The sequence below is a fragment of the Streptomyces sp. CB02056 genome (assembly GCF_001905545.1).
In the GTDB taxonomy this organism is placed as follows: Bacteria; Actinomycetota; Actinomycetes; order Streptomycetales; family Streptomycetaceae; genus Kitasatospora.
Genome location: NZ_LIPD01000003.1, coordinates 393162 through 419086, shown reverse-complemented (window position 1 = coordinate 419086; position 25925 = coordinate 393162). Strand labels below are relative to the sequence as shown.

The following is a 25925-nucleotide window of genomic DNA, read 5'->3' as shown; positions in this document are numbered from 1 at the left end:
GTCCGGCCCCGCCTCCGCGGTGTCCGGGTGGGCCCGATCCACTCGTGAGCCTGGCGGGAATCGTCGGGCACGCCCTAGCATCCGGGCATGGACCATCGAGCGACGACGCTGCCGATGCCGCCCGGCTGGCCCGCCCGGATCCGGGCGGTCGAATCCGGCGCGGTGACCCCGCCGGTGCCCAGGGCCGCCGCGACCGTCGTGCTGCTGCGCGACGCCGCCGAGGGGCCGGAGGCCTACCTGCTGCGCAGGCGCACCTCGATGGCCTTCGCGGCCGGGATGTACGCCTACCCGGGCGGCGGGGTGGACCCGCGGGACGCCGAGGTCGAGCCGGGCTGGGCCGGTCCGTCGCCCGAGGAGTGGGCCCGGCGGCTCGGGGTGGACGCCCGGACGGCGCGGGCGGTGGTCTGCGCGGCCGTCCGCGAGACCTTCGAGGAGGCCGGCGTGCTGCTGGCCGGCCCGGACGCCGACAGCGTCGCCGCGCCGCGCGACTGGTCCGCCGAGCGGGCCGCGCTGGAGGCCCACGAGCTGTCCTTCGCCGAGTTCCTCCGCGACCACGGGCTGGTGCTGCGCAGCGACCTGCTGGGCGGCTGGGCCCGCTGGATCACGCCGGAGTTCGAGGAACGGCGCTACGACACCTGGTTCTTCGTCGCCGCGCTGCCGGCCGGCCAGCGCGCGGCCCTGGAGGTCGGCGAGGCCGACCGGGTCGCCTGGCTGACCCCGGCCGAGGCGGTGCGGGGCCACCGGGAGGGCCGCTTCGGCATGCTGCCGCCGACCGTGACGGTGCTGCGCGAGCTGTCGTCGGTACGGACCGCCGCCGAGGCCCTGGCCGCGGCCGCCGACCGCCCGCTGGCGCCGGTCCTGGGCCGGGCCGAGGTCCGCGGCGACCGGCTGACGGTCCGCTGGCCCGGCTACGAGGAACTGACCATCGACGGGGAGTTCCCCGAGGGGTCCTGAGCGTTCCACCGACGGGGACCGGTCGTACGAGCCGTACGGCCGGCGCGACCCGCACGACCTGCACGACCTGCACGACCTGCACGACCCGCACGACCCGCACGACCCGACCTTGCCGTACCGACGCAGAGAAAGGACCGACGCCCGATGACCCACGACGACGTGGCTCGCCGGACGGCACCCGAGCTGCCCGCCCGCCGCCTGAACCCCCGTGACCTCGCCTGCGACAGCCAGGTCCCGTTCGTCGAGGTGGCGCAGCGCGCCCTCGTCCGGGCGCTGCCGTTGCGGGCCCTGCACCGGCACGTCGGAGGCGGTCGGTGAGCGGACTCCTGCCGGGCGACCCCGCCGCCGCCGTCGGCGGCGAGGCCACCCCTCGGGCGCTGTGCGTGCTGGCACCGAACCCGTCGCCGATGACGCTGGACGGCACCAACACCTGGCTGCTCTCCGAGCCGGGCTCGGACCTCGCGGTGGTGATCGACCCGGGCCCGCTGCACGAGGGGCACCTGCGCCGGGTGGTCGACCTCGCGGAGGAACGGGGCAAGCGGATCGCGCTGACCCTGCTCACCCACGGCCACGCCGACCATTCCGAGGGCGCGGCCCGCTTCGCCGAGCTGACCGGGAGCGAGGTACGGGCCCTGGACCCGGCGCACCGGCTGGGCTCGGAGGGCCTGGTCGGCGGCCAGCGCCTGGACGTCGGCGGCCTGGACCTGCGGGTGGTGGCCACCCCCGGGCACACCTCGGACTCGCTGACCTTCCACCTGCCGGACGACGGCGCGGTGCTCACCGGCGACACCGTGCTCGGCCGCGGCACCACGATGGTCGCGCACCCCGACGGCCGGCTCGGCGACTACCTGGACTCGCTGCGCCACCTGCACACCATGGCCTCCCAGCACGGCGTGCGGACCGTGCTGCCGGGCCACGGCCCGGTGCTCGCGGACGCGCTCGGCGCCGTCGACTACTACCTGGCCCACCGGGCGTCGCGGCTCGCCCAGGTGGAGACCGCGGTCGAGGCGGGCTGTCGGAGCGCCTCCGAGGTGGTGGCCCGGGTCTACGCCGACGTGGACCGGGCGCTCTGGCCGGCCGCCGAGCTGTCGGTGCGGGCCCAGCTGGACTACCTGGAGGAGCACGGGCTGATCCAGGGCGCCGACTGACCCGGTGGACGCGTAGGGCCCGGTGAACGCGTAGGGCCCGTCCGGATCGGACGGGCCCTTCCGCGTTCGCGGGTTCGCTGGTGTCAGCGCGAGCGGCGCGACAGCCGCTCGACGTCCAGCAGGACCACCGCGCGGGCCTCCAGCTTCAGCCAGCCGCGGCCGGCGAAGTCGGCGAGCGCCTTGTTGACCGTCTCTCGGGAGGCGCCGACCAGCTGGGCCAGCTCCTCCTGGGTGAGGTCGTGGGCGACGTGGATGCCCTCCTCGGACTGCACGCCGAACCGGCGGGAGAGGTCCAGCAGGGCCTTGGCGACGCGGCCGGGCACGTCGGAGAAGACCAGGTCGGACATCACGTCGTTGGTGCGGCGCAGGCGGCGGGCGATGGCCCGCAGCAGTGCGATGGAGACCTCGGGGCGGGCGTGCAGCCAGGGCTGGAGGTCGCCGTGGCCGAGGCCCAGCAGCTTGACCTCGGTCAGCGCGCTGGCGGTCGCGGTGCGCGGGCCCGGGTCGAACAGCGACAGCTCGCCGATCATCTCGCTGGGGCCGAGCACGGCGAGCATGTTCTCGCGGCCGTCCGGGGAGGCGCGGTGCAGCTTGACCTTGCCCTCCGCCACGACGTACAGCCGGTCGCCCGGGTCGCCCTCGTGGAACAGCGACTCCCCACGGGCGAGGGTGACCTCGGTCATGGAAGCGCGCAGCTCGCCGGCCTGTTCGTCGTCGAGTGCCGCGAAGAGTGCGGCGCGCCGCAGAACGTCGTCCACGTGCTTCCTCCTTCTCGGCCGTACGGCGGGTGGGCCGTCCGGCGCAAGTTCCGTTCAGTGTTCTGCATCACCAAGCATGGCGCATGTCGCTCCGATCATATGAGGAGGGGGTGTGTCGGGGTGTGCCGTGCGGGGCCATTCGTACCGGCGGACCACGGGTCGGGCCCGGGAACGGGAGGCCTCCGGCGGCTGTCGGTCGAACTCTTGTCCGTCCGACTCGAACAGGGAATCGCCCTCACCGTGCGGGTGTCCGGCGTGCGGCACCGCGGGCATATGTTTCACGGATAAATTACCTGTTAATCTTTTTGCATGGTCACCACCGCCCAGTTCCGCCAGGCACTTCGGGTCGGTCCGGCCGGGGACGGCTGGCACAAGCCCGCCCTCAGCGCCGTGGTCACCCTCGGCGCGCTCAACCTCACCCTGCTCGGCCTCGGCCGGCTCGACCTCGCCCTCTACACCTCGGCCGGCGGCCTGGGCGCGCTGTACGGGCACGGCCTGCCGTACCGGGCCCGGGCCCGGATGCTGGTCGGCGTGTTGCTCGGGACCGTGCTCAGCACCGGTGCCGCCCTCACCGCCGCCGCGCTGACCCGCGACGCCGCCGTCCTGGTCGCGGTCGCGGCGGTGCTCGCCGCCCTGCACAAGCTGCTCTGCGACGCCGCCCGGGTCGGCCCGCCCGGCAGTCTGATCATCACCTTCACCTCCTCCAGCTGCGCCTTCGTCCCGCAGCGGCTCGGCGAGGTCCCGCCGCACCTGGCGCTCACCGCGCTCGGCGCCGCACTGGCCTGGCTGGTCTGCATGGCCCCGGCCCTGGTGCGCCCGTACGGGCCCGAGCGGATCGCCACCGCCCGTGCCCTGGAGGCCGCGGCCCGGCTGCTGCGGAGCGATCCCGGCCGGCCGGACGCCGCCGCCCGTACCGCCCTGGTCGGCGCGGTCGAGGCGGCCCGGCAGAGCCTCGCGCTCTCCGCCCCGGCCCGGCGGCGCGCCCTCGGCGATGCGCCCGAGCGGCTGCTGGTCCGCGCGGAGGCCGCGCTCGCCGGACCGGCCCGGCCCGAGGACGCCGGGTGGTACCTCGACCGGGCCCGCGAGCTCCGACGCGGCCGCCCGCTGCCGTCGCCCGACCTCACCGAGGCGGAGGCGGCGGAAACGGAGGCCGCGGCCGCCCGCCGGCCCGGCCCCCGGCCGCCGCTGCGGCATGCGCTGCGACCCGGCTCGGCGCTGCTGCCGATCGCGCTGCGCGTCGCGGTCGGCTGCGCCGCCGCCGGGTGGCTCTCGCTGGCGCTCGGCGTCGGCCGACCGTACTGGGCGGTGGTCACCGCCGCCTCGGTGTTCCAGGCCAACAGCACACTGTCCTGGCAGCGCGCGCTGCAGCGGGTGCTGGGCAACCTGCTCGGCCTGCTGCTCTTCACCGCCGCGCTGCCCGTCGCCCACTCGGGCCCGGTGGCGCTGATCGGGCTCGGGCTGCTCTGCCAGTTCGGGGCCGAGGCGACGATCGCCCGCAGCTACTGGCTGGCGACGGTCTTCGTGACCCCGATGGCGCTGCTGATGACGGAGTTCGCGGGCCCGCAGCCGGCCGGGACGCTGGTCGCCGACCGCTGGCTGGACACCTGCGTCGGCGCGCTCACCGGTCTCGCGGCCTGCCTGCTGGTCACCAACCGCCGCACCGCCACCCGGCTGACCCACGCCCTGGCCGGAGCCGAGGCCGCCGGCCACCGGGCCCTGGCCGCCGTCTCCACCGTCTCCGCCGCGAGCGCCCCGGAAGCGCGCGCCGCCCGCACCGGCCTCGCCGCCGCCCTGCTGGAACTGCGCGAGGCCACCGACACCGCCGCCGGCGAGTGGCGCCGCCCCGCCCTCCCGCACCAGCGCGCCGCCGCCACCGAGCAGCGGGCCCACCACCTGCTGGCCGCCCTGCTGGAACGCCGGGGCCGAGGGGACCAACCGGACACGGCCTAGGATCGACAGGGTCGAAGCCGACCGGCAGGCCGCAGAACGGGAGCAGCACGCGTGGAGGACGTCGTCGCAGGTGTGCTGCGCCAGTGGGAGCGGGCCTACCCGGGGCTGGACACCGGTCCGATCGCCGTCCTCGGCCGGATCAACCGCTGCGCCGCCCTGCTCCAGCAGACCCCCGACCCGCTCACCCGGGCCGGCCTCACCCGCGCCGAGTTCGACATCCTCGGTGCCCTGCTCCGCCTCGACCGCGAGCTGACCCCCACCCAGCTCGCCCGGGAGAGCTTCGCCTCCGGCGCGGCCGTCACCAAGCGGCTGCGGCTGCTGGAGGAGCGCGGCCTGGTCAGCCGCCGCACCGACGACCGGGACCGCCGGGTCGCCCACCTCGCGCTCACCGAGCAGGGCCGCACCCTGGTGGACGGGCTGATCCAGGAGCTGGTCGCCCACGACCGCGCCCTGCTGGCCGGCCTCACCCCCGCCGAGCAGGACCGGCTCGCCGAGGCCCTCAGCGGCCTGCTGAACAGCCTGGAGGGGACGATCGGCCGCACCCCGGGCTGAGCCGACGGGCCCCGGCTGCCGGCTCGACGGACTCCGACGAAGCGTCAACGGCGCTGCTCCGGTGGGACCGTATGCTCGCGGTGCGGTGTACGGGGGCGCGTCGGGTACGAAGCGGGCTCCGTACGTCGCGTGCGGCGTGTCGAGTCGTCTACCGGGAGCTCCCCTTGGGCCACAGCGCGGACCGAACCGGCGGCGATCGTCTCCGGCCGAAGCGCCCGGGCGGCTCGGCCGACCCCCTCACGCGGCTCACCCGGGGCATCGTGGTCATGACCGCCGTCGGCTTCTGTGCCGCCTCGGCGGTGGCCACGGTCCGCAACCACGACGGTCTGGCCTACCAACTGCCCGCCGTCGCCCTCCTGTTGGTCCTGCTCGGCTTCCAGATCGGGCACGCCGGCCCGTGGCGCCTGGCGCGGCGCTGGTGGCCGTGGAGCCTGGTCGCCCACGGGGTGCTCACCTACCTGCCCTTCCTGCTCCTCGACGGGACGTGGGTCGGCATCCCGGGTTCGTTCGCCGGATCGGTGCTGCTGACCGTCGCGGCGCCGCGCTCCTGGGCGCTGGCCGCCGCGCTGGTGGTCGCCCAGTACCCGCTCTGCGCGGCGCTGGGCGGGAACACCGGCCAGTGCGTCAACGCGTCGGTGTCCATCGTCGTGGGTGGCATCGTGGTGTACGGGATGGCCCGACTCGCCGACCTGATCGCCGAGTTGCGGGCGGCCCGGACCGAGCTGGCCGAGCTCGCGGTGGACCGGGAGCGGCTGCGCTTCGCGCGCGACCTGCACGACCTGCTCGGCTCCAGCCTCTCGGTGGCGGCGCTGAAGTGCCAGCTCGTCGAGCGGCTGGCCGTGGAGCACCCGGAGCGGGCCCGCGCGGAGCTCGCCGAGGTGCTGGCGCTGGTGCGGCAGGCGATGGCGGACACCCGCCGGCTCTCCAGCGGCGACGTCCGGATGTCCCTGGCGCGGGAGGCGCGTTCGGCGGTCGCGGCGCTGCGGGCGGCCGGGATCGAGGTCGAGGCCGACCTGGACTGCGAGGGGCTGCGGCCCGAACTCGACGCGGTGCTGGCCACCGTGCTGCGCGAGGCGGTCACCAACCTGCTCCGGCACAGCACGGCCCGGCGCTGCGGGATCCGGGCGGGCCGGGACGACCTCGGCACGGTGCGCCTGGTGGTCTCCAACGACGGCGTTCCGGACGAAACCGGCGACGTGCCAAGCGAGTTGGGCGAAGGTCCGGACGAACCCGGCGGCGTAGCGCGCGAACCGGGCGGCGGGCGCGGCATCGGGAACCTCACCGAGCGGCTGCGGTCGGTCGGCGGCCGGCTGACCGCCGAGCGGGACGGAGCGGGCTGGTTCCGCCTCGCGGCCGTCGTCGAGGCCGCGCCCGCCCGGTCGGCCGCCCGCGCCGCCTGAGCGGTCCGCCTGCCCGGTACGGCCGACAGGTCCACGCGGCCCGGTTATTCGCGCATCCCCATCGCCTCGGTCGGCTCCCGCCGCAGCGCCAGCCAGGTGGTCAGCAGGACGGTGCCCGCCCCCAGCAGCGCCGCCCCGCCCAGCACCGCGGCCACCCAACTCCCGGGCGGCGCGGGCCAGGCCGGGCCGCCGAGCGCCAGGCCGACCGGGACCAGGACGGCGGCGGTGACCGCCGCGCCGAGGAGGAGCGCCACGGCGACCGTGATCCCGCCCTCCCAGGCCATCATCCGCAGCACCTGGCGGCGCGTGGTCCCCACCATTCGCAGCAGCGCGAACTCGCGCAGCCGTTCGGACGTGGCCATCACCATGGTGTTGACGACGGAGACGGCGGTGAACAGGCTGATGACGCCGAGCAGCAGCCGGGCCACCGCGGTGGCCGCCTCCTGCTGGTGCCGGCGTGCCGCGTCGTAGTCGGCCCGGTCGCTGATCCGGGCCATCGGGTAGGCCGGGGTGAGTCCCTGGAGTTCCCGGGTCACCTGCCCGGGGTCGGCGCCGGGGGCGGTGCGGACCAGTACGGTCGCCGCGAGCAGGTCCGGCAGGTGGGCGGCGGCGAATCCGGTGGGCAGCAACGCGTCGGCGAAGCGGTCCTCGCGCTCGTAGACGGCCGCCACCGTGGCGGTGCTGTCGCTGCCGTCATCCCAGCGGATCCGGACCGGGGCGCCGACGCCGACCTTGAGGCGGGAGGCCGTCCGCTGCCCCAGGGCGATGCTCTCGCCGCGCAGCCGGTCCAGCGAGCCGGCTGTCACCCCGGGGTCGAGCAGCTGTTCCAGCCCCTGTGGGTCCACGATCCGGGCGTCCGCCCCGGCGACGCCGCCGCCGTCCGCCGCGGAGCCCGAGGACACCATGACGAAGCCGGGGACCAGGCCGCCGGCCGCCGCGACGCCGGGCAACCCGCGGACGGCTTCCGTGAATTCCGTCGGCAGTCCGATGCCCCTCGCCTGGGCCACGTGGTCGGCCCGCAGCCGCCGGCCCTCCTCGGCGGCGCCGGCCTGCGCCTTGACGACCGGGACGAGCAGCATGCTGCCGTTGAAGGCCACCGCCAGTACCAGCGGGGTGACGGCGGCCGCGAAGCGGCGGGGCTGGGCCCGCAGGGAGGCGGAGGCGAGGAACCCGGCGACCGGGAAGAGCAGGCCCACCGGCCCGCCGATCACCACACCGGCGACCCGGCCGATCAGCGGCCCGAGCAGGGCCACCCCGAGCAGCAGCGGCACCACCATGCCCTCGGCCGTACCGGCCCCGTCGCGGCCGCCCGTCGAGTGGGCCAGCACCACGCCGCAGACGGCGAGCGTCGCCAGCCCGAGGCCGGCACGGAGCCGGCCGATCCGCGGCGGCGGCGCCGAGGCGTCGCGCAGCGCCCGGGTGGGTTCGACCCGGGAGGCCCGGCGCGCGGCGGCCCGGACGGCCAGCTGGGCGGTGACGACGGTGCCGCCGAGGACGACCAGTGGGGCGGTCGGCCCGATGTGCAGCGGCACGTCCGGGCCGACCACCCCGCGGTCGACCAGTACGCCCCGCAGCAGTGCGGCGAGGCCGGTCCCGGCCGGGAGGCCGCCGACCGCGGCCGCGAGGGTCAGCAGCAGCGTCTCCAGCGCGATCATCCGCCGCACCTGCCCGGTGGTGGCGCCGACCGCCCGCAGCAGGGCCATCTCGCGCAGCCGCTGCTGGACGGAGAGCGCGAGCGCCCCGGCCACCACGAAGGTCGAGACGAGCAGCGACAGGACGCCCATCGTCCCGGCGAGCGAGGAGAGGGCGTCCCCGGGCCCGGACGTGCCGGTGAGCTCCAGCTCGCCGCGCTCGTCGCCGGTGTGCACCCGGGGCCCGGACCAGTCCGCCTCGCCGTCGCGGGCCCGCGCCTCGGCGAGCGCCCGCCGGGCCTGCCCGGCCAGCGCCCGCAGGTCGGTCCCCTCCGTGACGGTGATGCCGATCGCGTCCGCGCCGGTCGTCGTCCCGGCGAGCCGGGCGGCCTGCCCGGGGCTGAAGAAGAGCGCGCTCTGGCGGGACAACTCCCGTGGCGGCGCGGCCAGTCCGGACACGGTGTAGTCGCGCGGCGCCCCGGTGGTGGCCAGCCGTACGGTGCCGCCGGGCGCGATCCCGGCGCGGGCGGCCGTCGCGGTGTCGAGGACCACCTCGTCCGGTCCGGCCGGGGCGCGGCCGGAGGCCAGCCGGAACGGGGCGAGGGCGGCGCTCGTCCAGGAGTGCCCGAGCGAGGGGCCGCCCTGCGGTCCGGACAGGACCCGCCCGTCGGCGGTGGCCACGGCCGCCGGGAAGGAGAGCTCGGGGAGGGCGGCCGAGACGCCGGGCAGTTCGGCGAGTGCGCCGGTCAGCGGTCCGGCGTCCGGGAGGCGATGGCCGTGGCCGATCACGAGCGGGGCCGCGGCGTACCGTTCGGTCGGCGTGCCCGCGCGCAGGCCGGACTCCAGCAGGACCCCGCAGGCGGTGGTCAGGACCAGGGCGCAGAGGAGCGCGGTGAAGGCTCCGGCGAAGCCCGCCTTCCGGGCCCGTACCGTCCGCCAGGCCAGCTTCAACACGTGGCTCAGCCCCCCGCCGGTACGCCCTCGATGACATCGCGAGCCTAGCTCCGGGCGCTTCGGACGGAATTCCCTTCGTCGACGAAGGAAGGCCTCGGTGAGCCGCGCCGTGGGCCGTCCACGGCCGGATCCATGGGAAACGCACGGTCCGTCGACCCGTCGACCCGTCGCCCCGTGGACCCGGTGATCCGGTGACCCGACGCCTCCGGGTCGGCGGATCACCGGGAACGATCCGGACCCACCGTCGGCAGCCAGCCCATCTCCTCGGCGATCCGGATCGCGTCGACCCGGCCGCGGCCCCCGGTCTTGGCCACCGCGGCGGCCAGGTGGTTGCGCGCGGTGCCCGTCGAGACGAACAGCCGGGCGGCGATCTCGCTGACGCAGTCCCCCCGCGCCGCGAGCCGCAGGACCTCCGACTCCCGGGGCGTCAGCGGGTTCTCCCGGGTGTCCAGGGCGGCCAGCGCCAGCTCCGGGTCGACGACGCGCTCACCGGCGGCCACCTTGCGGATCGCCGCGGCCAGCTCCCGGGCCGGGGCGTCCTTCCCGAGGAACCCGAGCGCACGGGCGGAGAGCGCGGCGCGCAGGTGGGCGGGTCGCACCAGTCCGGTGAGGACCAGCGTCCGGCAGCCGGGGAGCTTCTCGTACAGTTCGGCGGCCGCCCGCAGCCCGTCCAGTCCGGGCAGGTCGATGTCGAGCACCGCGACGTCCGGGCGCACCTCCAGGGCGGTCGGCACCACCTGGTCCCCGCGCTCCACGTCGGCGACGACCTCCAGGTCCTCCTCGTACGCGAGGAGGGCCATCAGCGCGCCGCGCACCATGCTCATGTCCTCTGCCAGCAGGACCCTGATCATCCGCACACTCCCCCTGTCAGGTGACGGCCACGGGCGGAGTTCATTAGACAACAGGCCTTGCCAGGGCGGGTTTCCGTGCTTGATCGGCCCCGAGCGGTCCTCCGGTCGGCGTAGCCTTCGTGCATGGCAGAGAGCAAGGTCCGGAAGGCCGTGGCGAAGAAGCCGGTGGCGGGGACGGCGGCGGTGAAGACGGCGGCGGTGAAGCCGAGGAAGCCGGAATCGCACCTGGCGATGGTGCGGCGGGCCCGGCGGATCAACCGCGAGCTGGCGGAGTTGTACCCGTACGCGCACCCGGAGCTGGACTTCGAGAACCCCTTCCAACTGCTGGTGGCCACCGTGCTGTCGGCGCAGACCACCGACCTCCGGGTGAACCAGACCACCCCGGCGCTGTTCGCGAAGTACCCGACGCCGGAGGACATGGCGGCGGCGAACCCGGAGGAGCTGGAGGAGGTCATCCGCCCGACCGGATTCTTCCGGAACAAGGCGAAGTCGCTCATCGGCCTGTCGATAGCGCTGCGCGACGAGTTCGGCGGCGAGGTCCCCGGTCGGCTGGCCGACCTGGTGACCCTGCCCGGAGTCGGCCGCAAGACCGCCAACGTCGTCCTCGGCAACGCCTTCGGGGTCCCCGGCATCACCGTGGACACCCACTTCGGGCGGCTGGCCCGCCGGTTCGCCTGGACCACCGAGGACGACCCGGTGAAGGTCGAGGCGGCCGTCGCCGAGATCTTCCCGAAGTCGGAGTGGACGATGCTCTCGCACCGGGTGGTCTTCCACGGCCGCCGGATCTGCCACTCCCAGAAGCCCGCCTGCGGCGCCTGCCCGATCGCGCCGCTCTGCCCCTCGTACGGCGAGGGGGAGACCGACCCGGAGAAGGCACGCAAGCTGTTGAAGTACGAGATGGGCGGCCAGCCCGGGCAGCGGCTGCGGCCGCCGGCCGACTTCCCCGGGGAGGCGGCCGCCCGTGCGGACGCCGCCGTCCACCACGGACAGGTCGCGGACCTGGCGGTGGACGCGTGAGCGGGCGGTGCGGGCACCCCGGGCCGGAGGCCGGGGGAGTCGCGCGGGGCATCGAGCTGGACGGGCTGCCGGCCTGGCTGGAGCCGGTCCGGGAGGCGGCCGAGCGGGTGATGCCGGAGCAGCTGAGCCGGTTCCTGCCGCCGGCCGAGGGCGGCCGTCCGGCGGCCGTGCTGATGCTGTTCGGCGAGGGGCCGCAGGGCCCGGACCTGCTGCTGATCGAGCGGGCCCGCTCGCTGCGCTCGCACGCCGGGCAGCCGTCCTTCCCGGGCGGCGCGCTGGACCCGGAGGACGGCGACCCGAATGGCCCGGGCCCGATCGCGGCGGCGCTGCGCGAGGCCTGGGAGGAGACCGGCCTGGACCCGGCCGGGGTGCAGGTGTTCGCGGAGCTGCCCCGGCTGTACATCCCGGTGAGCAGCTTCGTGGTGACCCCGGTGCTCGGCTGGTGGCGCGAGGAGTCGCCGGTGCGCCCGGTGGACGCGGCGGAGACCGGCGCGGTGTTCCGGGTCACCGTCGCGGAGCTGGCGGACCCGGAGAACCGGGTGCGGCTGCGCCATCCGTCCGGGCATGTCGGGCCCGCCTTCGCGGTCGCCGGGCGGCTGGTCTGGGGCTTCACCGCCGGGGTGATCGACCGGGTGCTGCACCACAGCGGCCTGGAGCTGCCCTGGGACCCGTCCAAGGTCGTCGACCTGTCGGACGAGGCGCTGGCCCTGGTCCAGGGCGACCTCGAACACTCCCGGGTGCTGCCGGGCGGCGACGCCGACGCTTCGTGACGGGCCGCCGGCGCGTCCGGCGCGCGGGCCGTGGGAGGGTGTCCGAGTGAACGTCCTGGATGTGCTGCTGATCGCCGCGGCCGTGGCATTCGCCGTGTCGGGCTACCGGCAGGGCTTCGTGGTCGGCGTGCTCTCACTGGTCGGCTTCCTCGGCGGCGGCCTGCTCGCCGTCGAGCTGCTGCCGCTGCTGCTGCTCGACCACATCGGCCCCGGCACGACGGCCTCGGTGGTGGCCGTGGTGGTGGTGATCGTCCTCGCCGCGATCGGCCAGGCGGTCACCGCGCACTTCGGCTGGAAGCTGCGCGGGCACATCGGGCGCCGCCCGGCCCGGGTGCTGGACGCGAGCGGCGGCGCGGTGGTGAACGTCGTCTCGATGCTGCTGGTGGCCTGGCTGATCGGTTCGGCGCTGGCCGGGGCGTCGCTCCCGACGGTCTCCAAGCAGGTCCGGTCCTCGGCGGTCCTCGGCGGGGTGCAGAACGCGCTGCCCGACGACGCGCCGAACTGGTTCTCGGACTTCTCCAAGGTGCTCGCCCGCAACGGCTTCCCGCAGGTCTTCAACCCCTTCGAGCACGAGCCGATCACCCAGGTCGACAGCCCCGACCCCGCGCTGGCCGGCAGCCCGGCGGTGGCGCGGGCCCGGCAGAGCCTGGTCAAGGTGGTCGGCACGGCGACCTCCTGCGGCAAGACCCTGGAGGGCAGCGGCTTCGTCTTCGCCCCGCACCGGGTGATGACCAACGCCCACGTGGTCGGCGGGGTCAACGAGCCGACCGTGCAGATCGGCGGCGTCGGCCAGCTGTACGACGCGACGGTGGTCCGCTACGACTGGCAGCGCGACATCGCCGTCCTGGACGTGCCCAAGCTGAACGCGCCCCCGCTGGCCTTCGCGGGCGAGGCCAGGACCAACGACAGCGCGATCGTGGCCGGCTTCCCGGAGAACGGCGCCTTCAACGTCCAGCCGGCCCGCATCCGCGGCCGGATCCAGGCCAACGGCCCGGACATCTACCACCGCGGCCAGGTGGTCCGCGACGTCTACTCGGTGCGTTCGCTGGTCCGGCAGGGCAACAGCGGCGGACCGCTGCTCACCCCGGACGGCGAGGTGTACGGCGTGGTCTTCGCCAAGTCCCTGGACAGCGCGGACACCGGCTACGTGCTGACCGCGGCCGAGGTGCGCGAGGACGCCGTGCAGGGCGGCGCCGCGACCGCCCGGGTGGACACCCAGGGCTGCGCGCTCTGACCGGGGGCCGGAGCCCGGGGGAGTCGCGCCGGGCCGGAGCGGCCGATATCCGTCGCTCCGTCAGACGGCCCTGGTAGCCTCGGCCGCGCTCACCCGTTCGGCTCAACCGGGCGCCGTCCCGGGGTGGGCCCGACAGGAGGTCGTGGCAGTCCGATGATGGGTCACTCGCACGCGGTGAGCGGGGCGATGCTGTACGCGGCCTCGGCCCCCTTCCTGCCCCCGCTGCTGCTGCACACCACCCTGCAGCCCGCGGACATACTGATGGGCACGGTGCTGTGCGCGGGCGCGGCCCTGCTGCCGGACCTCGACCACCACGACGGCTCGATCGCCAACTTCCTCGGTCCGGTCTCCAAGATGCTCTGCCGCTTCGTGGCCTGGATCTCCGGCGGCCACCGGCACGCCACCCACTCGCTGCTGTTCGTCGCGCTGATGGGCGCCGGCACCTGGGCCGGGGTCACGTACCTGGGCCGCTACTTCACCCTCGGGCTGACCTTCTTCCTGCTGGCGCTCGCCATCCGGGCGCTGCGGCTCTGCCCGCCGGGCGACGGCCCGGAGGCGTGGATCACCGTCATCGGCCTGGCCGCGCTCGGCACCTTCGGGATGAACACCTGGATGCCCAACTCGCCCGGCTGGCTGCCGTACGCGGTGGCCCTGGGCACGCTGGCGCACCTGCTCGGCGACTGCCTGACCAAGAAGGGCGCGCCGCTGCTCTGGCCGCACAAGGAGCGCTACGAGGTCGTGCTGATCAAGCGCAGCGGCAACAGCGTCGAGACCAAGGTGCTGGTGCCGATCATGTCGGTGGCGACCTTCGTCCTGCTCTGGTTCACCGCGCTGTCGCCGACGATCGTGAACTGAGGCGACGGTGTCTGTGACGACGGTGAACTGAACGGGCCTGTCGGGCCCGCCGGGCCCGCCGGGCGCTTCCGGCGCCCGGCGCACCGGCCGACGGTGGACGCGGCGCGAGGCCTCAGGTCTCGCGCCGCAGTCGTGCGCCCACCCAGCGGGCGCGCCGGCCGAGGATGCGGGGGATGCCGAGCTGCCGCCGCTCCGTGCGCTGACGGCCGTCGGGGCCGTCGAAACCGAGGTCGTCCGCCCGGTCGGGCCGGTGGGCGGAGCGCTGGGGGCTGTTGTGACGTCGGCCGCGCGGGGCGCCGCCGCTTTCGGGCATCCAACTCATACCGGAAGGGATGCCCCTGGGCCGGTGGAGGTAACCGCCCGGGCCTCGCCGAAATTGGCCTATGCGGTTGTCATATGAGCGTAAAGATAGGGGAGTTGGGGCCGAGAGCCCGTCCCGTGGACCGCACGTACGGCCGCGTCCCCGCCCGGTGCGGCCGTGCCCCCGGTTCCGTACGGTCGTGCCCCCGGTTCGTGCGGCCGCACCGGGCGGGACCGTGCCGGGTCACTCCTTGTGGCGGCCGATCCAGTCCAGCAGCTCGGCGGTGAACTCCTCCGGCGCCTCCTCGTGCGGGAAGTGCCCGACCCCCGGCAGCAGCCGCCAGCGGTACGGCGCCGCGACGTACTCGCCGCCGCCGAGCGCGGTGTGCGACAGCAGCACCGGGTCCGCGGCGCCCTGGACGTGCAGGGTCGGCGCGGTGATCGGCTTCTTCATCCGCCGGGCGAACTGGATGCCGTCCGGCCGGGCCATCGAGCGCAGCAGCCAGCGGTACGGCTCGATCGAGCAGTGGGCGGTGCTGGGGATCTGGATCGCCTGCCGGTACGCGTGCAGCGCGGCCTCGTCCAGGCCGTTCGGACCGGTCCAGGAGGTCAGGTAGCGGCCGACCAGCTCGGCGTCGTCGGCCACCAGGCGGCGTTCCGGTATCCACGGCCGCTGGAAGCCCAGCACGTGGTCGAAGGCGGCGAACTGCCGGCGGTCGGTCAGCAGCGCGCGGCGCAGGTCCCGCGGGTGCGCGGCGGAGACCACGGTGAGGCTCTGGATGACGGACGGCCGCATCACCGCCGCCACCCAGGCCAGGGTGCCGCCGGAGGCGTGCCCGACCAGGTGCGCCCGGCGCTCGCCGAGCGAGCGGATCACCCCGGTGATGTCCAGGGCGAGGTTGCCCGGGTCGTACCCCCGCGGGGTGCGGTCGCTGCCGCCTATGCCGCGCAGGTCGAGCGCCACCGCCCGGTAGCCGGCCTCGGCGAGCGCGGTCAGCTGGTGGCGCCAGGCCCACCAGTACTCGGGCCAGCCGTGCACCAGCAGCACCAGCGGGCCGGAGCCCAGCTCGGCGATGTGGAAGCGGGCGCCGTTGGCCGCGAGGTCGCGGTGCGTCCACGGGCCGGGCTGCCGGACGTTCCAGGCCTCGCCGCTCTCCGCCGAGGTCCCGGCGGAGAGCGGACTGTTGTCCTCGGGGCCGGTGTCCTCGGAGGCGGCGCCGGGGCCGCCGGGGCCTTCGGGAGTGAGCCCGGCGCCGGAGTCAGGACCGGAGTCGGGGCCGGAGTCGGCGGACGGCTGCGCGGGCACGGGCGTCTGGTCAAGCGGCATACCGAGAGCGTGTCACATCCGCGCGTCGGACACGTGCCCGGCACTCGTTGTCGGCCGGTCCGGCGCCCGTCGACGCGGCGCCGTCCGCCTCCTGCCGTTGCCCTGCTGCTGCCCTGGCGTCGTCCTGCCGCAGCCCCGGCGGCGCCTGGTCGGTGACGGGGCGCCGGTTATGGGGCGCCGGTTACCGGGTGCCGGTTGTGGGACGCCGGTTTACGGGATGCGGCCGAAGGCCCGGTCGATCTCCTCCTGGGTGGCCGGGCGCGGCCGGGCGTTCTTCAGCACGTCGGCGGTCTTCTGGGCGCCCTCGATGGTGCGCACCGGCTTCTCGATCTTCTTGAACGAGCGCCAGGCCAGCATCCCGAGCAGCACCGCGAGCAGCAGGTAGGCGCCCGCCACGATCAGGAAGGACCAGCCCAGCGACAGGCCCAGCGCGTGGATGCCGAAGGCCGCCGCGGCGCTCAGCATCGGGATGGAGAACAGCGCCACCACGCCGGCGACGATCAGCGAGACGCCGCCCGAGACGCCGCGCTTGACGTCCGCCCGGATCTCGGACTTGGCGAGCGCGATCTCGTCGTGGACCAGCGCGGACAGGTCGGCGGTGGCCGCCGCGAACAGCTGCCCCACCGAACGCTCGCCCTCGTAGGGCGCCCGGCCGTTGCTGGACGGGTCTGCGGCTCCTGCGGGCATCAGCGGTTCTCCTCTGCGGCTGTACGGCGTGACGCCGCCGCGGGTGTGCGGTTCCGGGGGCCGGTGGGGGGTCCGGAGGCGTCTGTGGGTTGTCGACAGCTCAGAATCATGCCCCTACCGGTCAGTCGGACACCACTCCGGGGCCCCGCCGGAGGGACGTGTCCCGGCGGCCGGGGCGCTCCGGAGGCCTCCCGGAGGGGTTTGCGGGGCGCTTTTCCGGAGGGGTTCTCCAGGGGGCTCCCAGGTGCCTCAGCCGGGCTGGCCGGGCCGGTCCCGGGGGCCGGGGGAGGGGTCCTGCCCCTCGTCGGTCGTCGGGCGGGCCGCCTCGCCGACCCGTGCCCGCCAGGCCGGGTCGTCCTCCTGGTAGACGTCCGGGACACCGTCCCCGTCCAGGTCCCGGTCCTCCTCCTCGCACAGCTCGCGGTAGTGCCGGTTGCGCAGCTTCAGCAGGATTGTGGCGACCGCCGCGGCGAGCACCGAGCCGACCAGCACGGCCGTCTTGGCCCGGGCGGCGAGCGCCGGGTCGTCCGGGAAGGCCAGTTCGCTGATCAGCAGCGAGACGGTGAAACCTATGCCCGCGAGCACCGAGACCGCGACCATGTCGGCCCACTTGAGCCGCGGGTTCAGCTCGGCCCTGGTGAACCGGGCGGTCAGCCAGGCGCCGCCCAGCACGCCCACCGACTTGCCGACCAGCAGACCGATCACGATGCCGAGCGGTGCGGCCTGGGTGAACACCTCGCGCAGCTTCGGACCGGAGACGGCCACGCCGGCCGAGAACAGGGCGAACACCGGGACGGCCAGGCCGGCCGAGAACGGGCGGACCAGGTGCTCGATGTGCTCGCCGGGGGAGTGCTGCTCGTCGCCCTCCCGGTGGCAGCGCAGCATCAGGCCCATCGCGACGCCCGCCACCGTGGCGTGGATGCCGCTCTCGTGCATCAGCGCCCAGTTCACGACGGCCAGCGGCACGAAGAGGTACCAGCCGTGGACACCGCGCCGGTGCAGGAACCAGAACAGCACCAGCCCGGCGAAGGCGAGGCCGAGCGCCCAGAACTTGATGCCGTGGCTGTAGAAGATCGCGATGATCAGGATCGCGATCAGGTCGTCGACGACCGCCAGGGTGAGCAGGAAGGCGCGCAGCGCGGACGGCAGGTGGCTGCCGACCACGGCCAGCACGCCGAGCGCGAAGGCGATGTCGGTGGCGGTCGGGATCGCCCAGCCGCCGGGGTGCCCGCCGGGGCCGGAGTTCACCAGGGCGAAGAGGATCGCGGGCAGCGCCACCCCGCAGACGGCGGCGACCACGGGCAGCAGCGCGGCACTGGGCGTGCGCAGCTCACCCGCGACGAACTCGCGCTTGAGCTCGATCCCGGCGACGAAGAAGAAGATCGTCAGCAGGCCGTCCTTGGCCCAGGTGGCCAGGGAGAGGTCGAGGTGGAGCGGGGCGGAGGGGCCGACGGTGTAGTCGAGCACGCTCTGGTAGGCCTGCGGCCAGACGTTGGCCCAGATCAGCGCGATGACGGCGGCGCCCAGCAGCAGCATGCCGCCGACCGTCTCGGTGCGCAGGGCGTCGGTGATGAAGGTGCGCTCGGGCAGTGACAGCCGGCCGAGGAACTGCCGGCGGCGGTTCGTCGGCTCATGGACGGGCGGCTGGTCGGTCACGGGGACCTCCTGGGGCTGGGAGCGGCAACGGATGCACGGGTGGTGCAGTTGCCGACCAGACTTCCCGGCGCGCCCTGTGACGCCCGCGACTCCCGTCAGGGATCTTGATGCGTCCTTAATAGTCTAGCGGGACGTTTGGGTGACATCCGGATTGTCCTATCCAAGGACTTAAGCCCTACGGGCCGGTTCTGCACTCCGGAGGAGCAGCGACCCGGCACCCGAACGGCCGCTCTGTACCCGAACGGGTGCGGAAGCGGCGGTTGACGGAACGACCGGCGGAACGACCGGCGAGACGGCCGACGAGACGGTTGTCGTACGGCTGACGAAACGGATGGCGAAACGGATGGCGAAACGGCTGTGCCCCGGACGGTGATCACCGTCCGGGGCACAGCGGTTGTCTCAGTGGGCCAGCCGTCGCGGACCCGGAGGGTCAGCGGCCGCCGGCCCGGGTGGGCTCAGCCGTTGCTGTTGTCCGAGGACGGCAGCTGGGCCTGGATCTGGCTCATCACCGTGCTGTCGGCCAGGGTGGTGGTGTCACCGACCTCGCGGCCCTCGGCGATGTCGCGCAGCAGGCGGCGCATGATCTTGCCGGAGCGGGTCTTCGGCAGCTCGCCGACCACCTTGATCTGCTTCGGCTTGGCGATCGGGCCGAGCGTGCGGCCGACGTGGGCCCGCAGCTCCTCGACCAGCTCGGGGCTCTCGGTGGCACCGCCGCGCAGGATCACGAAGGCGACGATGGCCTGGCCGGTGGTGGCGTCGGTCGCGCCGACCACGGCGGACTCGGCCACGGACGGGTGGCCGACCAGGGCCGACTCGACCTCGGTGGTCGAGATGTTGTGGCCCGAGACGAGCATGACGTCGTCCACCCGGCCGAGCAGCCAGATGTCCCCGTCCTCGTCCTTCTTGGCGCCGTCACCGGCGAAGTAGCGGCCCTCGAAGCGCGACCAGTAGGTGTCGATGTAGCGCTGGTCGTCGCCCCAGATGGTGCGCAGCATGGACGGCCACGGCTCGGTGAGCACCAGGTAGCCACCGGAGCCGTTCGGCACCTCGGCGGCGTTGTCGTCCACCACGGTGGCCGCGATGCCCGGCAGGGCGCGCTGGGCCGAGCCCGGCTTGGTCTCGGTGACGCCCGGCAGCGGGCTGATCATGATGGCGCCCGTCTCGGTCTGCCACCAGGTGTCCACGATCGGACACGTGCCGCCGCCGATGTGCTCCCGGTACCAGATCCAGGCCTCGGGGTTGATCGGCTCGCCGACGCTGCCCAGCACCCGCAGCGAGGACAGGTCGAACTTCGCGGGGATGTCGTCGCCCCACTTCATGAAGGTGCGGATCGCGGTCGGCGCGGTGTAGAGGATGGTCACGCCGTACTTCTGGACGATCTCCCAGAACCGGCCCTGGTGCGGGGTGTCCGGGGTGCCCTCGTAGATGACCTGGGTGGCGCCGTTGGAGAGCGGCCCGTAGACGATGTACGAGTGGCCGGTGACCCAGCCGATGTCGGCGGTGCACCAGTAGACGTCGGTCTCCGGCTTGAGGTCGAAGACCGCGTGGTGGGTGTAGCTGGCCTGGGTGAGGTAGCCGCCCGAGGTGTGCAGGATGCCCTTGGGCTTACCGGTGGTGCCCGAGGTGTAGAGGATGAACAGCGGGTGCTCGGCGTCGTGCGCCTCGGGGGTGTGCTCGGTGGACTGGCGCGCGGTGATCTCGTGCCACCAGACGTCGCGGCCCTCGGTCCACGGGATGTCCTGCCCGGTGCGGCGGACCACCAGGACGTGCTCGACGCCGTCGACCTTGGTGAGCGCCTCGTCGATGGCCGGCTTGAGGGCGGAGGGCTTGCCGCGCCGGTAGCCGCCGTCGGCGGTGATGACGAGCTTGGCCTCGGCGTCCTGGATGCGGGAGGCGACGGCGTCGGAGGAGAAGCCGCCGAAGACCACCGAGTGGGTGGCGCCGATCCGGGCACAGGCGAGCATCGCGACGACCGCCTCGGCGATCATCGGCAGGTAGACGGCGACCCGGTCGCCCTTGCGGACGCCGAGCTCCAGCAGCGCGTTCGCGGCCTGCGAGACCTCGTCCTTGAGCTGGGCGTACGTGATCGAACGGCCGTCGCCGGGCTCGCCCTCGAAGTGGATGGCGACCCGGTCGCCCAGGCCGTTCTCCACGTGGCGGTCGACGCAGTTGTACGCGACATTGAGCTTGCCGTCGGCGAACCACTTGGCGAAGGGAGGGTTGGACCAGTCGAGGGTCTCGGTCGGCTCGACGGCCCAGGTGAGGCGACGGGCCTGCTCGGCCCAGAAGCCCAGACGGTCCTCGGAGGCCTGCGCGTACGCGGCCACGGTGACGTTGGCGGCGGCGGCGAGCTCTGCCGGAGGGGCGAAGCGCCGCTCCTCCTTGAGCAGGTTGGCCAGGCTCTCGTTGCTCAACGCGCACTCCTCATCGAGTCATGATCGGGGGCGATCCCGTGCGTGGGGATTGTCCCGTGTGTCCCAGCGCACAGCTCACCAGGCGAACGGGGCAGTTGACAAGAGGCTCCTGTGAATTGGTGTAGACCTTTGACCGACGGCCGGGCGGCGGCCGACCGGCGACCGGCCGGCCTCGCGTCCGGTCCGCCGCGGAGGACCGGACGGCCGTTCGGGGGTGGGTGGGCCCGTGCCCCGGCCCGCCCGGCGGGGACACGGACCCGGCTCTCAGGCGGCCAGCCGGGGGCCCTCCTCGCCGTCCTCGACCGGAACCCGATCATCCTCCCTCACCCGTTCGGCCGATGCTGTGTTCGGCCGGACATCGGGGCCGGTTCCGATGGGGGCCTCGGTGTGGTGTTCGATTCCGTTCGCGTCCTTCCCGGTGCGGGCCTCGACCGGGCTGAACGTCCCGGCGGCCCGATCGAGGACGTAGGCCTGGGCCGTCGCGAGGTCGAAGTACATCCCGACCAGCCGCAGGGTGCCCTCCTCGACCCGGCGCTCCACCGCCGGGTTGGCCAGCAACTGGTCCAGCTGCTGGACCACGTTGGTGATGCAGAGCTGCTCCACGACGTCCACCGCGGGCCGGGCGGCGAACTCCGCCGGGACCCGTCGGAGCCGGTCCAGCGAGCCGCGGCCGTTGCGCAGCCAGCGGGTCAGCGGGGTGGGCGGCCCGGGGCGCTCGTGCACGCCGTCCAGCAGGGCCTGCATCGCGCCGCAGCCGGAGTGGCCGCAGACCGTGATCGAGCGCACCTCCAGCACCTCGACCGCGTACTGCACCGCGGCGGCCACCGAGTCGTCCGCCGCGCCGGGTTCGTGCGGGGCCGGCACCAGGTTGCCCACGTTCCGCACGGTGAACAGGTCCCCCGGACCGCTGTTGGTGATCATGCTGGTGACCATCCGGGAGTCCGCGCAGGTCAGGAAGAGCTGGGAGGGCGTCTGCCCCTCGCGCGCCAGCCGGGCGAGTTCCGGCCGGACCAGCGGGGCGGTGTGCAGCTGGAACACCCGGACGCCGTCCAGCAGTCGGCCGTGCGGGTCCTCCTGCTGCTCGATGCAGTGGTGGCCGACCCAGGGCGTCCAGGCCCGGCAGCGGTGCGGGCCCGGTGAACTGCCCGCACGCACGGTGCCGTCCGGGTCGAGCACCTCGTCGTCCTGGCGGCGCGTCACCATCGAGACCAGGCCGCCCGCCTCCTGGTGCCCGGCCCGCCAGGTGTGCAGCGTCTCGTACGCGGCGTGGTCCAGGAAGGAGCCGTCGTGGACCACGGTGACCTCGGCCCCGGCCGGGATGCCGGCCAGTGCCCGACCGAGCCGGGGCACGGTGGTGAAGGTGAGCGGGCCGTGCGTCCGGACGGTGACCGAGCCCCCGGGGCCGGTCTCCACGTCCACGTGGGCGCGGGTCAGCCGGTAGAGGGCGAGCAGGACGGCGGTGCCGGCGCCGATCGCGACGCCCCACAGCACGCCGACGGCCACCACACCGAGCACGGTGATCAGGTAGACCGGGAACTCGCGGTGCCGGTGCACCTTGCGGATGTGCGCGAAGCTCACCATCTGCAGCCCGACCACCAGCACCAGCGCGGCGAGCGCGGCCAGGGGGATCCGGCGCAGTCCGCCGGTCAGCGCCAGCGCGGCGGCCAGCACCCAGACGCCGTGCAGCACCGAGGCCCACCTGGTCTGGCCACCGGCCCGCACGTTGGCGGTGCTGCGCACCGCGCCCCCGGCGACCGGCAGCCCGCCGACCAGCCCGCTCACCAGGTTGGCGAGGCCCTGCCCGCGCAGTTCGCGGTCGAGGTCGCCGGTGCGGCGGGACATCCGGTCGGTCGCGACGGCGGACAGCAGCGACTCCACGCTGGCCACGGCGGTGACGGTGAGGACGGCGGCGAGCAGCCCGAGGACCGGGCCGTGCGGCAGCGCGGGCAGGAGCGCCTGCGGCCGCCAGGCGGGCAGCTCGATGTGGGCGAGCCGCAGGTCCAGGGCGAACACGAGGGCGGTGGCCAGTGCGACCCCGGCCAGCGGGCCGGGGACCCTGGCCAGGCGGGCGCCGAACTCGCCCGCTCGGCCGGGCAGTCGGCCGAGCCGGGGCCAGCCGACCAGGACGGCCACGGTCACCGCGCCGGCCAGCAGCGCGGGTGGGTGCGGGCCGGCCAACTGGCCGGGAAGGGCCAGGATGTCGGCGAGCGCGGAGCTCTGCGGCGAGCCGCCGAGGACGACGTGCAACTGCGCGATGGCGATGGTGATCCCGACCCCCGCCAGCATGCCGTGCACGATCGCGGGCGAGACGGCGAGCGCGGTCCGGGCCACCCGGCGTGCGCCGAGCAGGAGTTGGAGCAGTCCGGCGGCGACGGTGATGGCGCAGGTGGCCCGCCAGCCGTACTGGGCGATCAGTCCGGCGGTGATCACCGTCAGCGCCGCCGAGGGGCCGCTGACCTGGAGCGGTGTGCCGCCGAACAGCCCGACCACGATGCCGCCCACGGCCGCGGCGGCCAGGCCGGCGGTGAGCGGGGCGCCGGTGGCGAGCGCGATGCCGAGGGAGAACGGCACGGCGATCAGGAAGACCACGAGGGACGCGGAGAGGTCCTGGGCCCACCGGATGCGGGGGCCCGCGCCCGGCGGCGCGTGGTCGGTGGTGTCGGAGGCGATGGGGGCGCTGGAGATGTCGAGGGTCATTGTCTTCCCGTCTGTCCGGGGGAGCGAACGCAGTCAGGTCCGGCGGTGAATCCGGGGTGGGGCTCCGGGGCGGATCGGCTGTCGTGGGCGCGACGGTGTGGCGGGATGGCGTGGGCGCGGCGGGGGAGTGCGGGTGTCACCGGCCGGCGTTGACCATCAGGCCCGCCAGGGCTTCGGGCGAGGTGCGGGACGTCTCACCGGGGGCCACCGGGCGAACCATCAAGACTCGGTAAACCGAGGGTAATGAAAGCTTTGCACAGCGTGGTTCCGGGAGGGAAGCGGAAAACCCCCTGATTCACCCCAATGGGTGGTGGCCTAACGGTCGGGAATCTGCTGGTCGCAGCGGTCGTGGCTCCCGTTCGCCGGGGTCGGCTCCGGGGCCGGGCGCGGCGAACGGGCCGCGACCTCCCGGAGCGGGGAGGTCGCGGCCCGTTCGGCGGCGGTGGTGGGGGTCAGGCGCGGGCGCCCGCCGGGGCGGTGCGCGTGTCGCCGTCCGCGAACCCGCCCAGGACGAAGTCCTCGTCCACCTGGGTCGCGAGGTCGATGCCGACCTTGGAGTTGGCCCAACTCTCCGCGTTGCGGCGGTGGAAGAGCACCGCCTGCTCGGTGTAGCGGCGCGCGTCCCGCCGCCCGTACGCCGCGTCGGCCTCGATCCGCAGCTCCTCCAGCACGGCCCGGTCGGCCGTCTCCAGGGACTTCAGCGGCGGTTCGGCGCCCTGCTCCAGGCGGCGCACCCAGTCCGACTGCCGGAAGGTGGTGAGCAGGTCGTCGCCGACCTCGCGGCGCAGGAAGGCCAGGTCGTCCGGCCCCTGCACCTTGTTGCCGACCACCCGCAGCCGCACGCCGAAGTCGCGGGCGTAGTCCTTGTACTGGCGGTAGACGGAGACGCCCTTGCGGGTCGGTTCGGCGACCAGGAAGGTCAGGTCGAAGCGGGTGAACAGGCCGGAGGCGAAGGAGTCCGAGCCCGCGGTCATGTCGGTCACCAGGTACTCGCCCGGGCCGTCCAGCAGGTGGTTGAGCAGCAGTTCCACCGCGCCGACCTTGGAGTGGTAGCAGGCCACCCCGAGGTCCTCCTCGGTGAACGCGCCGGTCGCCAGCAGCCGGACCGAGCCCTCGTCCAGCGCGATCGGGCGGGCGCAGGCGGCGTAGACCGGGTTCTCTTCGACGATCCGCAGCAGCCGCGAACCGCGGCCGGGCGGCGTGGTTTTGATCATCTCGCCGGAGGAGCGGATGAGCGGGTTGCTGCCGCGCAGGTACTCCTTGATCTCCGGCAGGTGCCCGCCCAGTGAGGGCAGGGCGGCGGCCTGATCGTCCGTCAGGCCCAGCGCGGGGCCCAGGTGCTGGTTGATGTCGGCGTCCACGGCGACGACCGGCCGGCCCAGGGCTGCCAGGTGGCGGATGAACAGCGCGGACAGCGTGGTCTTCCCGCTGCCGCCCTTGCCGACGAAGGCGATCTTCATCTGGGGACTCCGGCTCTCGCTCAGGGCCCTCGCTGCGGGCCGTCCGCCCAGGGGCCGCGCGACGCCGCCCCTAGTTGGAAATCGTTATCGTCTCCGATAGTGGCCATGCTAGCCGGGGTTTGGGTGTCGCCGGGGGCGGGAAGTGAGGATTGCCTCTAACGGGTGATGCGGGGTTGCTGTTCCGGGAGGGGCGGCCCGTTCATTACTCTCGGGTAGGTGAGCACTGGAACTGATCCCCTCGCCCCGCTGGCCCAGCTCCCCGGGGTGCCCGACGCGGTCGCCGAGGTGCGCAAGGCCGTCGACCGGCTCTACGGCCACCGGGTGATGCGCCGCCGCGCGGCCGAGGTCACCTCCGAGTCCGCGCTGCGCGGCGCCCGCGCGTCGGCGGCCCTGGCCGGGGCCGACTGGCCGCTGGAGGAGGTCCGCCGCCGCAGCGACTTCGGCGCGGACCCCGAGGCCCGGACGGTCGGCGCGGCCCTGCGGATCGCCGCCGAGGCCGGCCAGCTGCTCAGCATCTGGCGGCACTCGCCGCTCCAGGTGCTGGCCCGGCTGCACCTGCTCGCGGTCGGCGACGGCGATCCGGCCGCCGGTCGCCCGCGGCGGGCCGGGGAGGGCGCGGAGGTGCTGTTCCCGCAGGAGCTGGAACCGGTGGAGAGTGTCGAGGTCGAGGCCGTCGACGGGCCGCCGCCCGTACTGCCGCCCGCTCCGGGTGCGGAGGAGGTCGCGGCCCGGCTCGACCAGCTCTCCCGGCTGCTGGTGGCGCGTGCGGAGGGCCAGGGCGTGGGCACGCCGGCCCTCGTCGTGGCCTCGGTGGTGCACGGCGAACTGCTCGCGCTGCGGCCGTTCGGCGCCCACAACGGCGTGATCGCGCGGGCCGCCCAGCGGATCGTGCTGATCGCCGAGGGGCTCGACCCGAAGTCGATCTGCCCGGCCGAGGTCGGCCTGGCCGAGCTGGGCACCGCCGCCCACCGCCGAGCCCTGGCCGGCTACCTGGCGGGAACCCCCGAGGGGATGGCGGCCTGGATCGCGTACAGCGGTCGGGCGCTGCGGCTCGGGGTGCGGGAGAGCACGGCGGTCTGCGAGGCGATGCAGCGCGGGATGGTCTGAGCGCCCCGCTCGGGACGGCGCGCGCGCCCCGGGAGGGGCGCGCGGAGACGAGGATGCGGCGGCACCTGCTCCTGCCGGGTGCCGCCGCTGGTGCAGATACCGGGTGACCATGCATGCACCGGAAGTGCCGATCAGACGGGGATCCTGCCCGTTCGTCTGGTCCGGCGGCCCGACAGCGGGTCGGCTGCATGTGGGTGCCCGGA

Annotated in this window: 21 protein-coding genes; 11 read left to right on the top strand and 10 right to left on the bottom strand. The window is 74.6% G+C overall.

All coding sequences use genetic code 11. The features are described 5' to 3' along the window. Nucleotides 1-87: 87 nt before the first annotated feature. The 3 genes from AMK13_RS09240 (at nucleotide 88) to AMK13_RS09235 (ending at nucleotide 2102) form a co-directional block, all read left to right on the top strand. Nucleotides 88-954, top strand: coding sequence for an NUDIX hydrolase (locus tag AMK13_RS09240; protein WP_074001790.1), 867 nt, complete (start codon nucleotides 88-90; stop codon nucleotides 952-954). A 144-nt stretch (nucleotides 955-1098) separates the two neighbouring features. Then, nucleotides 1099-1272 carry a hypothetical protein gene (locus AMK13_RS43405; protein WP_158077682.1) on the top strand — a complete coding sequence of 58 codons (174 nt, stop codon included), beginning with the start codon at nucleotides 1099-1101 and terminating at the stop codon, nucleotides 1270-1272. Next, nucleotides 1269-2102, top strand: coding sequence for an MBL fold metallo-hydrolase (locus AMK13_RS09235; protein ID WP_049656840.1), 834 nt, complete (start codon nucleotides 1269-1271; stop codon nucleotides 2100-2102). Before AMK13_RS43405 ends, AMK13_RS09235 begins: the two co-directional genes overlap by 4 nt. Nucleotides 2103-2185: 83 nt before the next feature. On the opposite strand, the gene AMK13_RS09230 is transcribed toward AMK13_RS09235, so the two are convergent. After that, nucleotides 2186-2860: a Crp/Fnr family transcriptional regulator gene (locus AMK13_RS09230; RefSeq protein ID WP_030288117.1), complete on the bottom strand. Its 675-nt coding sequence runs from the start codon at nucleotides 2858-2860 to the stop codon at nucleotides 2186-2188. Between the two features lie 309 nt (nucleotides 2861-3169). Between AMK13_RS09230 and AMK13_RS09225 the strand changes: the two genes are divergently transcribed. The 3 genes from AMK13_RS09225 (at nucleotide 3170) to AMK13_RS09215 (ending at nucleotide 6762) form a co-directional block, all read left to right on the top strand. Then, nucleotides 3170-4810, top strand: coding sequence for an FUSC family protein (locus AMK13_RS09225; protein WP_074001789.1), 1641 nt, complete (start codon nucleotides 3170-3172; stop codon nucleotides 4808-4810). A 51-nt stretch (nucleotides 4811-4861) separates the two neighbouring features. After that, entirely contained in the window at nucleotides 4862-5362 is a 501-nt protein-coding gene (locus AMK13_RS09220) for a MarR family winged helix-turn-helix transcriptional regulator (protein WP_049659810.1), read from the top strand. Nucleotides 5363-5628: 266 nt separating this feature from the next. Beyond that, nucleotides 5629-6762: a sensor histidine kinase gene (locus tag AMK13_RS09215; RefSeq protein ID WP_158077681.1), complete on the top strand. Its 1134-nt coding sequence runs from the start codon at nucleotides 5629-5631 to the stop codon at nucleotides 6760-6762. A gap of 44 nt (nucleotides 6763-6806) precedes the next feature. On the opposite strand, the gene AMK13_RS09210 is transcribed toward AMK13_RS09215, so the two are convergent. Both AMK13_RS09210 and AMK13_RS09205 read right to left on the bottom strand, forming a co-directional pair. Beyond that, entirely contained in the window at nucleotides 6807-9347 is a 2541-nt protein-coding gene (locus tag AMK13_RS09210) for an FtsX-like permease family protein (RefSeq protein ID WP_143204506.1), read from the bottom strand. Nucleotides 9348-9565: 218 nt separating this feature from the next. After that, entirely contained in the window at nucleotides 9566-10198 is a 633-nt protein-coding gene (locus AMK13_RS09205) for a response regulator transcription factor (protein WP_074001786.1), read from the bottom strand. 123 nt (nucleotides 10199-10321) lie between these two features. Between AMK13_RS09205 and nth the strand changes: the two genes are divergently transcribed. From nth to AMK13_RS09185, 4 genes are all read left to right on the top strand, one after another. After that, nucleotides 10322-11215 (top strand): endonuclease III, encoded by an 894-nt coding sequence (gene nth, locus AMK13_RS09200; RefSeq protein WP_079271969.1) that lies wholly within the window; start codon nucleotides 10322-10324, stop codon nucleotides 11213-11215. Next, on the top strand, nucleotides 11212-11985 hold the full coding sequence (locus AMK13_RS09195; protein WP_049652149.1) for an NUDIX hydrolase: 774 nt from the start codon (nucleotides 11212-11214) through the stop codon (nucleotides 11983-11985). Before nth ends, AMK13_RS09195 begins: the two co-directional genes overlap by 4 nt. A gap of 46 nt (nucleotides 11986-12031) precedes the next feature. Beyond that, nucleotides 12032-13219, top strand: coding sequence for a MarP family serine protease (locus AMK13_RS09190; protein ID WP_049652148.1), 1188 nt, complete (start codon nucleotides 12032-12034; stop codon nucleotides 13217-13219). A 153-nt stretch (nucleotides 13220-13372) separates the two neighbouring features. Further along, on the top strand, nucleotides 13373-14074 hold the full coding sequence (locus tag AMK13_RS09185; RefSeq protein ID WP_049652147.1) for a metal-dependent hydrolase: 702 nt from the start codon (nucleotides 13373-13375) through the stop codon (nucleotides 14072-14074). A 112-nt stretch (nucleotides 14075-14186) separates the two neighbouring features. Here the strand turns inward: AMK13_RS09185 and AMK13_RS09180 are convergent, their stop codons facing one another. The 7 genes from AMK13_RS09180 to AMK13_RS09150 form a co-directional block, all read right to left on the bottom strand. Further along, nucleotides 14187-14387, bottom strand: coding sequence for a hypothetical protein (locus AMK13_RS09180; RefSeq protein ID WP_049652146.1), 201 nt, complete (start codon nucleotides 14385-14387; stop codon nucleotides 14187-14189). A gap of 231 nt (nucleotides 14388-14618) precedes the next feature. Then, nucleotides 14619-15701 (bottom strand): alpha/beta fold hydrolase, encoded by a 1083-nt coding sequence (locus AMK13_RS09175; protein WP_074001785.1) that lies wholly within the window; start codon nucleotides 15699-15701, stop codon nucleotides 14619-14621. A gap of 210 nt (nucleotides 15702-15911) precedes the next feature. Further along, nucleotides 15912-16388 (bottom strand): phage holin family protein, encoded by a 477-nt coding sequence (locus tag AMK13_RS09170; RefSeq protein WP_049652144.1) that lies wholly within the window; start codon nucleotides 16386-16388, stop codon nucleotides 15912-15914. 249 nt (nucleotides 16389-16637) lie between these two features. Next, nucleotides 16638-18044, bottom strand: a complete 1407-nt coding sequence (gene nhaA / locus AMK13_RS09165; RefSeq protein WP_074001784.1) for a Na+/H+ antiporter NhaA — start codon at nucleotides 18042-18044, stop codon at nucleotides 16638-16640. A gap of 455 nt (nucleotides 18045-18499) precedes the next feature. Further along, nucleotides 18500-20458, bottom strand: a complete 1959-nt coding sequence (acs, locus tag AMK13_RS09160) for an acetate--CoA ligase (RefSeq protein ID WP_074001783.1) — start codon at nucleotides 20456-20458, stop codon at nucleotides 18500-18502. Nucleotides 20459-20722: 264 nt separating this feature from the next. Continuing rightward, entirely contained in the window at nucleotides 20723-23155 is a 2433-nt protein-coding gene (locus AMK13_RS09155) for a SulP family inorganic anion transporter (RefSeq protein WP_079271967.1), read from the bottom strand. A 452-nt stretch (nucleotides 23156-23607) separates the two neighbouring features. Further along, nucleotides 23608-24615 (bottom strand): ATP-binding protein, encoded by a 1008-nt coding sequence (locus AMK13_RS09150; RefSeq protein ID WP_074001782.1) that lies wholly within the window; start codon nucleotides 24613-24615, stop codon nucleotides 23608-23610. 216 nt (nucleotides 24616-24831) lie between these two features. Between AMK13_RS09150 and AMK13_RS09145 the strand changes: the two genes are divergently transcribed. Continuing rightward, the gene (locus tag AMK13_RS09145) at nucleotides 24832-25722 is read left to right on the top strand and encodes an oxidoreductase (RefSeq protein ID WP_074001781.1); all 891 of its coding nucleotides are present in this window, start codon (nucleotides 24832-24834) and stop codon (nucleotides 25720-25722) included. Nucleotides 25723-25925 lie beyond the last annotated feature (203 nt).

Bases quoted from the DNA above. Each gene is read 5' to 3' on its own strand.
- nth (WP_079271969.1), top strand. From the start codon at position 10,322: ATGGCAGAGAGCAAGGTCCGGAAGGCCGTGGCGAAGAAGCCGGTGGCG.
- AMK13_RS09150 (WP_074001782.1), bottom strand. From the start codon at position 24,615: ATGAAGATCGCCTTCGTCGGCAAGGGCGGCAGCGGGAAGACCACGCTG.
- AMK13_RS09205 (WP_074001786.1), bottom strand. From the start codon at position 10,198: ATGATCAGGGTCCTGCTGGCAGAGGACATGAGCATGGTGCGCGGCGCG.
- AMK13_RS09175 (WP_074001785.1), bottom strand. From the start codon at position 15,701: ATGCCGCTTGACCAGACGCCCGTGCCCGCGCAGCCGTCCGCCGACTCC.
- AMK13_RS09215 (WP_158077681.1), top strand. From the start codon at position 5,629: ATGACCGCCGTCGGCTTCTGTGCCGCCTCGGCGGTGGCCACGGTCCGC.
- AMK13_RS43405 (WP_158077682.1), top strand. From the start codon at position 1,099: ATGACCCACGACGACGTGGCTCGCCGGACGGCACCCGAGCTGCCCGCC.
- AMK13_RS09180 (WP_049652146.1), bottom strand. From the start codon at position 14,387: ATGCCCGAAAGCGGCGGCGCCCCGCGCGGCCGACGTCACAACAGCCCC.
- AMK13_RS09170 (WP_049652144.1), bottom strand. From the start codon at position 16,388: ATGCCCGCAGGAGCCGCAGACCCGTCCAGCAACGGCCGGGCGCCCTAC.
- AMK13_RS09185 (WP_049652147.1), top strand. From the start codon at position 13,373: ATGATGGGTCACTCGCACGCGGTGAGCGGGGCGATGCTGTACGCGGCC.
- AMK13_RS09225 (WP_074001789.1), top strand. From the start codon at position 3,170: ATGGTCACCACCGCCCAGTTCCGCCAGGCACTTCGGGTCGGTCCGGCC.
- AMK13_RS09155 (WP_079271967.1), bottom strand. From the start codon at position 23,155: ATGACCCTCGACATCTCCAGCGCCCCCATCGCCTCCGACACCACCGAC.
- AMK13_RS09240 (WP_074001790.1), top strand. From the start codon at position 88: ATGGACCATCGAGCGACGACGCTGCCGATGCCGCCCGGCTGGCCCGCC.